Raw genomic sequence first — 12788 nt, 5'->3', positions numbered from 1 at the left:
CCACCACTCTCCACGTTCGTTTAACTGGGCGGGTTGGCGTCCATGTAGTATAACTACAAAAAAGCTACATCCCGGCCAGCCGATCATAACCGAGTCCAGCCCGTGAATCTGTTGCAACATATCGCCCAATCGCGCCACCTGCTGCGCAAATCGGAACTCAAAGTGGCCGACCACGTGCTGCTGGACCCGGCTGCCGTCATGCACAGCTCGATGGCGGACCTTGCACACAGCGTGGGTATCAGCGAGCCGACCATCGTGCGGTTCTGCCGGGCGATCGGCTGTTCAGGTTTTCAGGACCTCAAGCTCAAGCTGGCGCAGAGCCTGGCTGCAGGCGCCAGCTTCGGGCAGTTCGCCATCCATGAGGATGACTCGGTTGCCGATTACAGCCTGAAGATTTTCGACACGACCTTGCACACCCTGATGGAAGTGCGTGAGCACCTCGACCCGCACGCATTGCAGCAGGCGGTGAGTGCAATGGCGCAGGCGCAACGTGTGGAGTTTTATGGCTTTGGTGCATCCGGCGCGGTTGCTGCAGACGCGCAGCACAAGTTTTTCCGCCTGTTGCTCAGTGCCGCCGCTTACTCCGACCCGCATATGCAGGCCATGTCGGCTGTAACCCTCAAGCCGGGTGACGTGGCTGTGTGCATTTCCCAGTCCGGGCGTTCCAAGGACCTTTTGATCACCGCTAACCTGGTGCGTGAGAGCGGCGCCAACCTGATCACCCTGTGCCCCAGCCAGACCCCACTGGCCGAGCTTTCGACCGTCAACCTGGCGATCGATGTGCACGAAGACACTGAAATCTACACCCCGCTGACCTCGCGTATCGCCCACCTGGTAGTGATCGATGTGCTGGCCATGGGCGTGGCCATGGCCCGTGGGCCGAGCCTGGTCAATCACCTCAAGAGTGTGAAGCGCAGCTTGCGCAGCCTGCGGTTGTCGCCCAAGTCGATCAAGGCGATGGATGACTGATCGGCAATTGGGGAAGAATCTGCAAATTTCATCGATTTGTCACCAATCCTCAGCAAAACGGTAAAGCACTCAAGCCAGTCTGAAACTCCCCGCACTCGATCAGGGAGACAGGCATGGCTCGTGATTTCGATGGCTCTTACCTACCTAGCGCCAAGGCCCGCAAACAGCAGGAAAAAGATCAGCGCCGCATGGAGTACCGCCGTGCGATCGAAAGCTACTGCGACCAACGACAACTGCTGCGCGACCTTGCAGACTACCCGGAGCTGCAAGCCCTCACGGTGTGGCAGACTTCAGCGGCAACTTCCCCGAAAAGCGCTCAACAAGCCCGCTGATCAACGCACGTTCGCTGCGGATGAATGCCAGAAAGGCCAAGGCTACCGGTGACTGCCGCTTGGCCTTGGCCTGCACCACACACCAGCTGCGGTACAGCGGCAGTTCTTCCACCGGCAATTCCTTGAGCACGCCCATGGCCAGCTCCATGTTCACTGCATGGCGGGTCAGCAAGGCAATGCCAAGGCCGGCGATGACGCATTCTCGCTGGGCATCGGCTGACGCTACCTCCAGCGTCTGGGTGAAGTGCACACGCTTGTCCTTGAAGTACTCCTCGCAGGCTTTGCGCGTCCCTGAACCCTGTTCACGGACCAGCAGTGTATGAGGCTCCAGGTCCTGCAGGCGCAACTGCTCGAGTTTGCACAAAGCATGGTCCGGCGGCGCCACGGCGATGATCGGGTTGTTGAGAAACGGCAGGAACTCCAGGCCCATGTCCTGCGGCACCATGGACATGATGATCAGGTCGTCGCGGTTGTCGGAAAGGCGTCGAATCGCTTGGGCGCGGTTGACCACGGTAAGGGTCAGATTGACCTCCGGGTGACGTTGCTTGAAGGCGGCGAACAGGTGTGGGACGAAGTATTTGGCGCTGGATTCGATCGCCAGTTTCAGTTGCCCTTGCAGTGAGCCCTGCATGTCGGAAAGCTGCATGTCGAGGCTTTCCAGGCGTCCGAAAATGTCCCGGCTGGCGCGTTGCAGGGCCTCGGCGGCTTCGGTCAAGTAGAGCTTCTTGCCGACGTATTCGAACAGCGGTTGCCCTACCAGCTCTTCCAGCTGACGAATTTGTAGACTAACGGCGGGTTGCGTTAGGGCCATCTCCTCAGCGGCGCGGCTGTATGAGCGCAAATCGCACACTTCATTGAAGACCTGCAACTGACGCAAAGTCATACGCATCAAGGACTTACGCATTTTTATTCTAAGCTCCGGTAAAACCTTGTTACCTAACTATAAGCTTTTGCTAATACAGGCTCTAACAAATATTGATTTTTGTTTATCGACCTACAGCGCTAGGGTGAATATGCGACTGGCCAGCGACGCTTGGTCACGCGCCGACCGGTAGAACCGGCTCGACTGTTCCTACGGCTTTGGGAAGACTCCAGTGATAAAAAAAATCCTGATCGCCAACCGGGGTGAAATCGCAGTCCGCATCGTGCGTGCCTGCGCCGAGATGGGCATTCGCTCTGTCGCGATCTATTCCGACGCCGACCGCCACGCCTTGCACGTCAAGCGCGCTGACGAGGCCTACAGCATTGGTGCCGAGCCGCTGGCTGGCTACCTGAACCCGCGCAAGCTGGTGAATCTTGCTGTGGAAACCGGCTGTGATGCCCTGCACCCGGGCTACGGTTTCCTGTCGGAAAACGCGGAGCTAGCAGAGATCTGCGCCGAGCGCGGTATCAAGTTCATCGGCCCTGCCGCTGAGGTCATTCGCCGAATGGGCGACAAGACAGAAGCGCGCCGCACCATGATTCAGGCCGGCGTGCCCGTTACCCCAGGTACCGAAGGCAACGTTGCCGACATCCACGAAGCCCTTAGCGAAGGCGAGCGTATCGGTTACCCGGTGATGCTCAAGGCCACCTCCGGCGGTGGCGGCCGGGGCATTCGCCGTTGCAACAGCCGTGAAGAGCTGGAGCAGAACTTCCCCCGTGTCATCTCCGAAGCTACCAAGGCCTTCGGTTCAGCGGAAGTGTTCCTGGAAAAGTGTATCGTCAACCCCAAGCACATCGAGGCGCAGATCCTGGGCGACAGCTTCGGCAATGTGGTGCACCTGTTCGAGCGTGATTGCTCGATCCAGCGCCGCAACCAGAAGCTCATCGAAATTGCCCCAAGCCCCCAACTCACTCCCGAACAGCGTGCCTATATCGGTGACCTGGCGGTCCGGGCAGCCAAGGCTGTGAACTACGAGAACGCCGGTACTGTGGAGTTCCTGCTCGCCGATGGCGAGGTGTACTTCATGGAAATGAATACTCGCGTGCAGGTCGAGCACACCATCACCGAAGAAATTACCGGTATCGACGTGGTCCGCGAGCAGATCCGCATCGCCTCGGGCCTGCCGCTGTCAGTCAAGCAGGAAGACATTCAGCACCGCGGCTACGCGTTGCAGTTCCGCATCAACGCTGAAGACCCGAAGAACAACTTCCTGCCCAGTTTCGGCAAGATCACCCGTTACTACGCCCCCGGCGGCCCGGGTGTGCGCACCGATACAGCGATCTACACCGGTTACACCATCCCACCGTTCTATGACTCCATGTGCCTGAAACTGGTGGTGTGGGCGTTGACCTGGGAAGAAGCCATGGACCGTGGCCTACGGGCCCTGGACGACATGCGCGTGCAAGGGGTGAAGACCACTGCCGCGTACTACCAGGAAATCCTGCGCAACCCAGAATTCCGTAGCGGCCAGTTCAACACCAGCTTCGTCGAAAGCCACCCTGAACTGACCAACTACTCGATCAAGCGCAAACCCGAAGAGCTGGCCCTGGCCATCGCCGCCGCCATCGCCGCCCACGCAGGCCTATGAATGCAGCTGCAAGCTGTGAGCGACCCGCTGCAAGTTGAAGCGAATCGGCTTTTTCTTGCGGCTCGTAGCTTGAAGCTTGTCGCCATGAGGAGATAAGAATGTCCAAGAAGATCTTTGTTACCGACACAATCCTGCGTGACGCCCACCAGTCCCTGCTGGCTACCCGCATGCGTACCGAAGACATGCTGCCGATCTGCGACAAGCTCGACAAGGTCGGCTACTGGTCGCTGGAAGTCTGGGGCGGCGCCACTTTCGATGCCTGCGTGCGCTTCCTCAAGGAAGACCCGTGGGAGCGCCTGCGTAAACTGCGCAATGCGCTGCCCAACACCCGCCTGCAGATGCTTCTGCGCGGGCAGAACCTGCTGGGCTACCGCCACTACAGCGATGACGTGGTCAAGGCGTTCGTGGCCAAGGCGGCGGTCAATGGCATCGACGTGTTCCGTATCTTCGACGCAATGAACGATGTGCGTAACCTGCGCGTGGCCATCGAGGCGGTGAAGGCTGCCGGTAAGCACGCCCAAGGTACCATCGCTTACACCACCAGCCCGGTGCACACCATCGAAGCCTTCGTGAACCAGGCTAAGCAGATGGAAGCCATGGGTTGCGACTCGGTGGCGATCAAGGACATGGCTGGCCTTTTGACCCCGTATGCCACCGGCGAGTTGGTCAAGGCGCTGAAGGCCGAGCAGTCGCTGCCTGTGTTCATCCATTCCCACGATACTGCCGGCCTGGCCGCCATGTGCCAGCTCAAGGCTGTGGAAAACGGTGCTGACCATATCGACACCGCCATCTCCAGCTTTGCCTGGGGGACCAGCCACCCGGGTACCGAGTCGATGGTAGCCGCGCTCAAGGGCAGCGAGTTCGACACCGGTCTGGACCTGGAACTGCTGCAGGAAATCGGCCTGTACTTCTATGCCGTGCGCAAAAAGTACCACCAGTTCGAAAGCGAGTTCACTGCGGTGGACACCCGCGTACAGGTCAACCAGGTGCCAGGCGGGATGATTTCCAACCTTGCCAACCAGCTCAAGGAACAGGGCGCGCTCAACCGCATGAACGAGGTGCTGGCCGAGATCCCGCGGGTGCGAGAAGACCTTGGCTTCCCACCTCTGGTGACCCCGACCTCGCAGATCGTCGGTACCCAGGCGTTCTTCAACGTACTGGCCGGCGAACGCTACAAGACCATCACCAACGAAGTGAAGCTGTACCTGCAAGGCGGTTACGGCAAGGCGCCGGGCGTGGTCAATGAGCAACTGCGCCGCCAGGCGATCGGCAGCGAAGACGTGATCGATGTGCGCCCGGCCGATCTTCTCAAGCCGGAAATGACCAAACTGCGTGCCGACATCGGCGCCTTGGCGCACAGCGAGGAAGATGTGCTCACCTTCGCCATGTTCCCGGACATTGGCCGTAAGTTCCTCGAAGAGCGTGAAGCCGGCACCCTGACCCCCGAAGCGCTGCTGCCGATCCCGGAAGCCGGTGCAGTCGCCGCCCCGGGTGGTGAAGGTGTGCCAACCGAGTTCGTAATCGACGTGCACGGTGAAACCTACCGCGTCGACATCACCGGTGTGGGCGTCAAGGCCGAAGGCAAGCGCCACTTCTACCTGTCGATCGACGGCATGCCAGAAGAAGTGGTGTTCGAGCCCCTCAACGAGTTTGTTGGCGGCGGCAGCAGCAAGCGCAAGCAGGCCAGTGCGCCAGGCCACGTCAGCACCACCATGCCGGGCAACATCGTCGATGTACTGGTCAAGGAAGGCGACACAGTCAAGGCTGGCCAGGCAGTGCTGATCACCGAAGCAATGAAGATGGAAACCGAAGTGCAGGCGGCCATCGCCGGCAAGGTCGTGGCCATCCACGTGGCCAAGGGCGATCGCGTGACTCCGGGTGAGATCCTTATCGAGATCGAGGGCTGACATAAGCCCTCATCTACAAGCGGTTAACCTCTGGGGAGCGGATGCTCCCCTTTTTTTGGGTGGTTGTCAGGCTCCTTGCGATGCGGATGGCGCTCGTTCTCAAGGGCGCCACAGCTCAAATACCCCCCTCGGTTCCGCTGGACCTAGCGCTGATAGCCCTTGCCAAAATGCCGCTCCAGCCTGGCCTGGGCCAGTTCGAGCAGGATCGAGAGCACCCAGTAGATCACCGCAGCTGTCGTCAGCATCTCTAGGTAGCGATAGCTTGAGCGCCCATACGACTGGGCCAGGAACATGACTTCCCAGACACCCATCACCGAAATCAGCGACGAGTCCTTGAGCATCGAGATGAACTGGTTGGCGCTTGGCGGGATGATGGTGCGCATGGCCTGGGGCAGGGTGATGTGCCAGAAGATCGCCACCGGGCGCATGCCCAGGGCGAGCGCTGCATGGCGCTGGCCCACGGCAACGCCAATGATGCCGGCTCGGAAGATTTCGCTCAGGTAAGCGCCATAATTGAGCGACAGGGCGATGATGCCCGCTGCGATTGCACCTGGCACCAGGCCCACTTGGGGCAAGCCGAGGTAGATCAACAGGATCTGGATCAGCAGCGGCGTGCCGCGGAAAAACGAGGTGTAGAAGCTGGCCACGCCGAACAGCAGCGCACTCTTCGACAACCGTGCCAGGGCGGCGGCAAAGCCCAACAGCACCGACACCACCATAGAGCACAAGCACAGGAACAGGGTCAGCGCAGCGCCCTGCAGGAAGCCATTGGGGCCGAGCTTGAAGCCTGCCAGGTTGGGGAACTTCTCGACGATGATCGAGAATTTCAGATCAAAGCTGAGAAAGAAGCCCACGAACAGCAACAGCAACACTAGCCACGTCAGGTACAGGCGGGTGCGAAAGCCGAACAGGCGTGAACCCGTCGCGGCGACGACGGGCTTGGGTGCAGGTTGATGGGCGCTCATTTACTGATGTCGGCGCCGATCCATTTCTGCGACAGCTTGGCCAGCGTGCCATCGGCCTTCAGCTCGGCGAAAACCTGGCGCAGCTTGGCGTCCCACTCTGGATCGCCTTTCTCGATGGCGACTGAGTTGGGCTCCTCGTAAAGCGGCGCCCCTGCCAGTTTGAAGCGCTTGTCCTGGGCCAGGCGTGGCTGCGCGGTCACCAAGTTGGTCAGGATCGCATCCAGGCGCACGCCTGCACCCAGGCCGAGGTCCTGGAAGGCGACGTTGTCGGTGTCATAGGGGGCTATCTGGACGAAGTCGAAGGGGTACTCGATCTTCTGGTCTTCCGCGCCTTCGATTACCAGGTTCTTGTTCAGGTAGCTCTCATAGCTGGAAGCGCTGGTCAGGCCAACCTTGAGACCGTCGAGGTCCTTGGCCGCGTGAATCCGCTCATCCTTGGCGTTGACCACGATCACCGCAGGTGAGGCGTAGTACTCCACCGGGAAGTCGAACACCTCGGCGCGGGCCTTGCTCGGCGTCATCGAACAGATACACAGGTCGTAGCGACCACTCCAGCGGCCTGCAGCAATGACATCCCAGGATGGTGTTTCCAGTCGAAGCTTCACGCCGAGTTTAGCCGCGACCGCCTTGGCCACATCGACGTCAAAACCATCGAGCTGGTTCTGTTCATTTAGGAAGGAGAACGGCGGGTAGCTCTCCATCAGTACGTTGACGACTTCCTTGCGCGACTCGACGCGGTCCAGTGTGGCACCGGCAAAGGCTGCAGAGGTGGCGCTAAAGGCCAGAAGGCCTGCGCAAAGCAAGGAAGGCAAACGCATGAAGACACCTGGAAAAAGTTGTTAAAAAATCAGATTTCGATATTTAATAGTTATAAGTTTAAAGCCACCAGTGAATATTATTCATATCAATATAAGTGGAAGTTATATGGGCGAGCGGACGTTGGAAATTCTTGATGGCGGTATGGGTCGGGAGCTGCAGCGCCGAGGCGCGCCGTTCCGCCAGCCGGAGTGGTCGGCGCTTGCACTGAGCGAAGCTCCGGAAGCCGTAGTGGCGGTGCATGCGGCCTATATCGAAGCCGGTGCTGCGGTGATCACCAGCAACAGTTATGCAGTGGTGCCGTTCCATATCGGTGAAGACCGCTTCGCTGATGAAGGCTTCGCCTTGGCCGCCACCGCTGGTCAGCTGGCGCGTACTGCGGCGGATGCCAGCCCGCGGCCAGTGCGAGTCGCCGGCTCATTGCCACCGCTGTTCGGCTCCTACCGCCCTGACCTGTTCGAGCCACAGCGCGTGTCTGAGGTATTGCTCCCATTGGTGGTGGGCCTGGCACCGTATGTCGATCTGTGGCTGGCCGAGACTCAGAGTGCGATCGCAGAAGTGCAGGCAGTTGCCGGCCAGTTGCCAGCAGATGGCAAGCCGTTGTGGGTGTCGTTCACTTTGCAGGATGAAGAGGTCGGCGACGTACCGCAGCTGCGTTCTGGTGAAAGTGTGACCGCCGCTGCCGAAGCAGTAGCAACGCTGGGCGTCAAAGCCATGCTGTTCAACTGCAGCCAACCGGAAGTGATCGGAGCTGCCATCGACGCTGCGCGCGAAGTGTTCGAGCGCCTGGGTGTGGATATCGCTATCGGCGCCTACGCTAACGCCTTCCCGCCGCAACCCAAGGACGCCACCGCCAACGATGGCCTGGATGAGCTGCGCGAAGACCTTGACCCGCCGGGTTACTTGAGCTGGGCCCAGGATTGGCGCCAGCGCGGCGCCAGCCTGCTCGGCGGATGCTGTGGCATCGGGCCAGAGCACATCGCTGAACTCAAGCGTAACCTGAGCTGAGCATCAGCCCTGCTCCCGGCAGGCTTCCAGCGTTTTCGATTGGCCTTCGGGGCGCTGGTTGTCGGCATTCAGCCAGCGCTCGAAAGCGGCGGCCACTGCAGGCCATTCTTCATCGGTAATCGAGTACCAGGCCGTGTCGCGATTCTGGCCCTTGATCACCATGTGATTGCGGAACACACCTTCGTAGATGAAGCCAAAGCGCTCCGCTGCGCGCTTGGAGCGGGCATTGGCGTTGTTGCACTTCCATTCCAGTCGGCGATTACCCAGTTCAAAACCAAGCTTGCCCAGCAGGTATACCGCCTCGGTGCTCTTGGGGGAGCGTTGCATGGGTGCGCCAAAGGCAACATGGCCGATCTCGATGCGACCATGGGCAGGCACGATCGACATCAGGCTTAGAATGCCTTGTACCTGGCCGCTGCTGCGGTCGATGACGCTGTAAAAAAGCGGATCGCGGCTGGCGGCATTTTCTGCAAGCCATTGATCGAACGGACCGCGCTCGGCAAACGGGCCGTACGGCAGGTAGTCCCACAGTGCGGGATCAGAGTGCGGACCTTGCAGCACCTCCCAGAGATCGTCCGCATGACCCGCCGGATCGAGCTTCTCCAGGCGGACGAAACGCCCTTCAAGCGGTTCGGCCTGGGGCAGGGCTGCAGGTTGCCAGTTACTTGGTTGAATCATGCGTAGCTCCCGTCTCAGAGCGTTTGGCGAAATTGGATGAAGCCGGGTCGCTCGGCGACCTGCTCGTACAAGCCGATGGCGGTAGCGTTGGTTTCATGCGTCAGCCAGTGCACCTTGCAACAGCCGGCCGCTTTGGCACTGGCGTTGACCAGCTCGATCAGCTGCCGGCCAACGCCCAGGCCGCGCTGCTTACCGTCAACGTACAGATCCTGCAGGTAGCAGGCGTTACCAATGCTCCAGTTGGTTCGATGATAGATCCAGTTGACCATGCCTACCGCCTTGCCGTCGATCCAGGCCAGCGCCGAATGGGTCGGCTCCTGCGAGTCGAGGATGCGTTGCCATGTCACGGCGCTGACTTCATCGGCCAGTTCGGTTTGATAAAAGCGCAGGTAGGCCTGCCACAGGGGCAGCCACGCGGCGTGGTCGTTGACGCTGACAGGGCGCAGGATGACGTCGGGCATGGGGCTATTCCTTCAGAGCGTGCGCATCTGCGCCGCCAGGTGATTGTTTAGTGTGTCGGTACTGCTGGCCAAGCCTTGGCGTACGCCTTCGATGTCCTGCGCCGAGCGGTTCTGGCTGAGTTTGCGTGCCCCCTGCAGACGTGCGATGGGAAGACGGAAGCCGACGATGGCGCGGAGCATGCCTTCGATGTAATCGCTGGGTGCATCGGCGACTTTCCATGGGGCGCCGCGTCCTTGCTCGTGCAGGTCGGTCAGGCGGCTGACGATATCCAGCAGGTCGGGGCCGCCCTGTACCACTTCAGCGGCACCGTAGGCATGCACCGCCAAGTAGTTCCAGGTGGGCACAACCTTGGGGTTGTCGAGCTTGCTCGGGTAATAGCCGGGGCTGACATAAGCGTCAGGGCCGGCGAATACCAACAAGGCTTCTACACCTTGCTCCAAGGCCTGCCACTGATGGTTGGCACGGGCCAGATGCCCGTAAACGGTGCCCAAGTCACCTTCGCTGGTATCGATCAACACTGGTATGTGACTGGCCAGCAGACCTTGCTCGCCGTGGGTGACGAGCAGGGCCAGGCGGGTCTCGCGCATCTGTTGATGCAGGCGCTCAAGGTTGTGTTCCTGATGCGGTTTGCTGTTGTACATGTGCGGATCCTTGTCGATTGGCTTCATCGTAGGCAGGCTATTGGTTCAGGTTAAGAGCCATTGACAGTGATTTTGATAGGTCCAATGCGATGAGCGAGCGCCCTTTGGTATTGCCATTCGATCCCGCCGGGATCGTCCTCGACCAGCGCCGAGGGCTGAGTCAACAGCTCTATCAAGCGCTGCGCGCTCGCGTGCTGGATGGGCGCTTGAGCAGCGGCACGCGCCTGCCGGCGACACGAGACTTGGCGGGTATGCTCGGGCTCTCGCGCAACAGCGTGGTGCGTGCCTATGACCAACTGTATGCCGAAGGCTACATAGAAAGCCGGGTAGGAGATGGCACTTATGTTTGCCATCTGCCGAAACTATCCACACAACTGTCCACAGGGTTATCCCATGGCTTATCAACAGGGTTATCCACAAAATGCTCAGAAAGCACTGATGATTTATCCAGATGTGGGCGTTCCAGTGAGCGTTTGGAGCGTCTGAAAAGTAACCATCTGCCATCCCCAAAAGTTGGCCCGCCACGGGCATTTCGGGTAGGTGTTCCAGCCTTCGATCTGTTCCCCTTTGAGGTCTGGGCCAAGCTGCAAGCGGGCTTCTGGCGAAATCCCGATCCAGCGCACCTTGGCTATGGCGACCCGGCGGGCGAGCCGTTACTGCGTGAATTGATCGCTGCGTATCTACGTCGGTCGAGGGGTATGTCGTGCACGGCTGGACAAATTGTGATCACCAGTGGTGCGCAGGAGGCAATTAGCCTTTGTGCACAGTTGTTGTTGCAGCCCGGGGATGAGGTGGCTGTGGAAAATCCCGGGTATCGTGCTGCCGGGCACGCGTTTGCAGTAGCGGGCGGGCGGGTGAGGGGTGTGCCGGTAGATGAAGAAGGCCTCGACTGCACCAGGCTTGCACTCGCTGGCGACTGTCGCTTGGTTTACGTCACCCCAGCGCATCAGTACCCGACTGGGGTGACCATGAGCCTGGCCCGGCGCTTGGCGTTGCTGGCCTGGGCCGAGCGCCAGGATGGCTGGATCATCGAAGATGACTATGACGGTGAGTACCGTTACAACGGAGCACCGCTGGCGCCGTTGGCGGCTTTGGACCGGCAAGGGCGGGTGCTGTACGTCGGTACCTTTGGCAAGATCGCTTTCCCAGCGCTGCGCCTTGGCTACTTGGTACTGCCGGCGCGGTTGGTGCAGGCTTTCAGCCAGGGCAGGGCGCTGGCAGTGCGGCATTCCGAGGTGGGAACCCAGTGCGTGATGGCCGAGTTCATGGCCCAGGGGCATTTTCAGAGGCATATACGCCGCATGCGCCGTGCGGCGCTGAGCCGGCGTAATGTGCTGAAGGCCGGGTGGCCTGTGGATGTTTCTGGGCTGGCGGGGATGCCGGATGTGGCAGCTGGGCTGCATGTGAAAGTCGATGTGGATAACTTTGCACGCGAGCAGGACTTGATAGCCAAGGCCGAAGCGGTGGGTGTGGAGGTGAATCCGCTTAGCAGTTACTGGCTTGAGGACAGCGAAGTGCCTGTGGATAAACGCGCGGGGTTGGTGCTTGGGTTTGCGGCAGTGCCAGAGGGAGAGATTGCTGAGGCGTTGATGCGCTTGCGCAAGGCCTGGAGGTAGGGGCGGCCTGGTGTCGCCAAAGGCCTGCAAAGCAGGCCAACGGTTTTTGCATGCTGATGAAATCCTGGGGCCGCAAAGCGGCCCGGAGATTTCTGATCAGAACGCCGGCACTACAGCGCCTTTGTACTTCTCGGTGATGAACTGCTTCACCTCAGGCGAATGCAGGGCAGCCGCCAGTTTCTTCATGTCTTGCGAGTCCTTGTTGTCCGGGCGGGCAACAAGGATGTTCACGTACGGTGAGTCGCTGCCTTCGATGGCCAGCGCGTCTTTTTCAGGGTTCAGTTTGGCTTCCAGCGCGTAGTTGGTGTTGATCAGGGCAGCATCGACCTGGGTCAGAACACGCGGGATGGTGGCCGCTTCGAGCTCACGGAACTTCACGTTCTTCGGGTTCGCGACAACGTCCTTCACGGTCGACAGGATATTGCTGTTGTCCTTGAGCTTGATTACGCCGGCCTTGTCCAGCAGCAGCAAGGCACGGCCGCCGTTGGTGGCGTCGTTGGGGATGACCACGGTGGCACCGGAAGGCAGTTCGTCGAGCTTCTTGATCTTGGCCGAATAGACGCCCAGCGGCTCGATGTGCACGCCGGCAACGCTGACCAGGTTGGTGCCCTTGGCCTTGTTGAACTCATCCAGGTACGGCTGGTGCTGGAAGAAGTTGGCATCAAGGCGCTTCTCTGCGACTTGTACGTTCGGCTGGATATAGTCGGTGAACTCTTTCACCTTCAGGTTTACACCCTCTTTTTCCAGCTGCGGTTTGACGAAGTTGAGAATTTCGGCGTGCGGCACCGGGGTGGCGGCGACAGTCAGGTCACCGGCGTGGGCCGAGAACGCCGCGACAGCGGCAGCGACAGCAAGCAGCTTCTTCATGAATCACTCCTTGTGAG

Annotated in this window: 13 protein-coding genes; 6 read left to right on the top strand and 7 right to left on the bottom strand. The window is 60.1% G+C overall.

The annotated features are described in order from the left end of the window. Nucleotides 1-102 precede the first annotated feature (102 nt). Nucleotides 103-969, top strand: coding sequence for a transcriptional regulator HexR (hexR, locus tag JET17_RS26195; RefSeq protein WP_012316879.1), 867 nt, complete (start codon nucleotides 103-105; stop codon nucleotides 967-969). 113 nt (nucleotides 970-1082) lie between these two features. Then, a complete protein-coding gene (locus tag JET17_RS27445; RefSeq protein WP_080516505.1) occupies nucleotides 1083-1301 on the top strand; it encodes a PA3496 family putative envelope integrity protein in 219 nt (72 codons plus the stop codon). Here JET17_RS27445 and JET17_RS26190 read toward each other — a convergent pair. Continuing rightward, nucleotides 1243-2190 (bottom strand): LysR family transcriptional regulator, encoded by a 948-nt coding sequence (locus JET17_RS26190; RefSeq protein WP_190273349.1) that lies wholly within the window; start codon nucleotides 2188-2190, stop codon nucleotides 1243-1245. The genes JET17_RS27445 and JET17_RS26190 overlap by 59 nt on opposite strands. 205 nt (nucleotides 2191-2395) lie before the next feature. Here JET17_RS26190 and JET17_RS26185 point away from each other — a divergent pair, with 205 nt between their 5' ends. Both JET17_RS26185 and oadA read left to right on the top strand, forming a co-directional pair. Beyond that, a complete protein-coding gene (locus tag JET17_RS26185; RefSeq protein ID WP_012316877.1) occupies nucleotides 2396-3811 on the top strand; it encodes an acetyl-CoA carboxylase biotin carboxylase subunit in 1416 nt (471 codons plus the stop codon). 98 nt (nucleotides 3812-3909) lie between these two features. Continuing rightward, complete coding sequence (gene oadA, locus JET17_RS26180) at nucleotides 3910-5718, top strand: sodium-extruding oxaloacetate decarboxylase subunit alpha (RefSeq protein ID WP_012316876.1); 1809 nt, start codon at nucleotides 3910-3912, stop codon at nucleotides 5716-5718. 143 nt (nucleotides 5719-5861) lie between these two features. Here the strand turns inward: oadA and JET17_RS26175 are convergent, their stop codons facing one another. Next, nucleotides 5862-6683, bottom strand: a complete 822-nt coding sequence (locus tag JET17_RS26175) for an amino acid ABC transporter permease (protein WP_012316875.1) — start codon at nucleotides 6681-6683, stop codon at nucleotides 5862-5864. Beyond that, a complete protein-coding gene (locus JET17_RS26170; RefSeq protein ID WP_012316874.1) occupies nucleotides 6680-7501 on the bottom strand; it encodes an ABC transporter substrate-binding protein in 822 nt (273 codons plus the stop codon). The genes JET17_RS26175 and JET17_RS26170 overlap by 4 nt, the downstream gene beginning before the upstream one ends. A 106-nt stretch (nucleotides 7502-7607) precedes the next feature. On the opposite strand from JET17_RS26170, the gene JET17_RS26165 reads away from it, so the two are divergent. Then, nucleotides 7608-8507, top strand: a complete 900-nt coding sequence (locus JET17_RS26165) for a homocysteine S-methyltransferase family protein (protein ID WP_012316873.1) — start codon at nucleotides 7608-7610, stop codon at nucleotides 8505-8507. A 3-nt stretch (nucleotides 8508-8510) separates the two neighbouring features. Here the strand turns inward: JET17_RS26165 and JET17_RS26160 are convergent, their stop codons facing one another. Genes JET17_RS26160 through JET17_RS26150 form a run of 3 tightly spaced genes read right to left on the bottom strand, consistent with a single transcriptional unit; the run spans nucleotide 8511 to nucleotide 10288 of the window. Beyond that, entirely contained in the window at nucleotides 8511-9185 is a 675-nt protein-coding gene (locus JET17_RS26160) for a GNAT family N-acetyltransferase (protein ID WP_012316872.1), read from the bottom strand. Between the two features lie 14 nt (nucleotides 9186-9199). Further along, the gene (locus tag JET17_RS26155) at nucleotides 9200-9646 is read right to left on the bottom strand and encodes a GNAT family N-acetyltransferase (protein WP_012316871.1); all 447 of its coding nucleotides are present in this window, start codon (nucleotides 9644-9646) and stop codon (nucleotides 9200-9202) included. A gap of 12 nt (nucleotides 9647-9658) precedes the next feature. Next, nucleotides 9659-10288, bottom strand: coding sequence for an FMN-binding negative transcriptional regulator (locus JET17_RS26150; RefSeq protein WP_012316870.1), 630 nt, complete (start codon nucleotides 10286-10288; stop codon nucleotides 9659-9661). Between the two features lie 89 nt (nucleotides 10289-10377). Here JET17_RS26150 and JET17_RS26145 point away from each other — a divergent pair, with 89 nt between their 5' ends. Next, the gene (locus JET17_RS26145) at nucleotides 10378-11904 is read left to right on the top strand and encodes a PLP-dependent aminotransferase family protein (RefSeq protein WP_012316869.1); all 1527 of its coding nucleotides are present in this window, start codon (nucleotides 10378-10380) and stop codon (nucleotides 11902-11904) included. A 96-nt stretch (nucleotides 11905-12000) separates the two neighbouring features. Here the strand turns inward: JET17_RS26145 and JET17_RS26140 are convergent, their stop codons facing one another. Continuing rightward, a complete protein-coding gene (locus JET17_RS26140) occupies nucleotides 12001-12771 on the bottom strand; it encodes a MetQ/NlpA family ABC transporter substrate-binding protein (RefSeq protein WP_012316868.1) in 771 nt (256 codons plus the stop codon). Nucleotides 12772-12788: the final 17 nt, after the last annotated feature.

The sequence above is a fragment of the Pseudomonas putida genome (assembly GCF_016406145.1).
Lineage (GTDB): Bacteria > Pseudomonadota > Gammaproteobacteria > Pseudomonadales > Pseudomonadaceae > Aquipseudomonas > Aquipseudomonas putida_E.
Note: the sequence above shows the minus strand (reverse complement) of the source record. Positions and strands in the feature narration are given on the sequence as shown.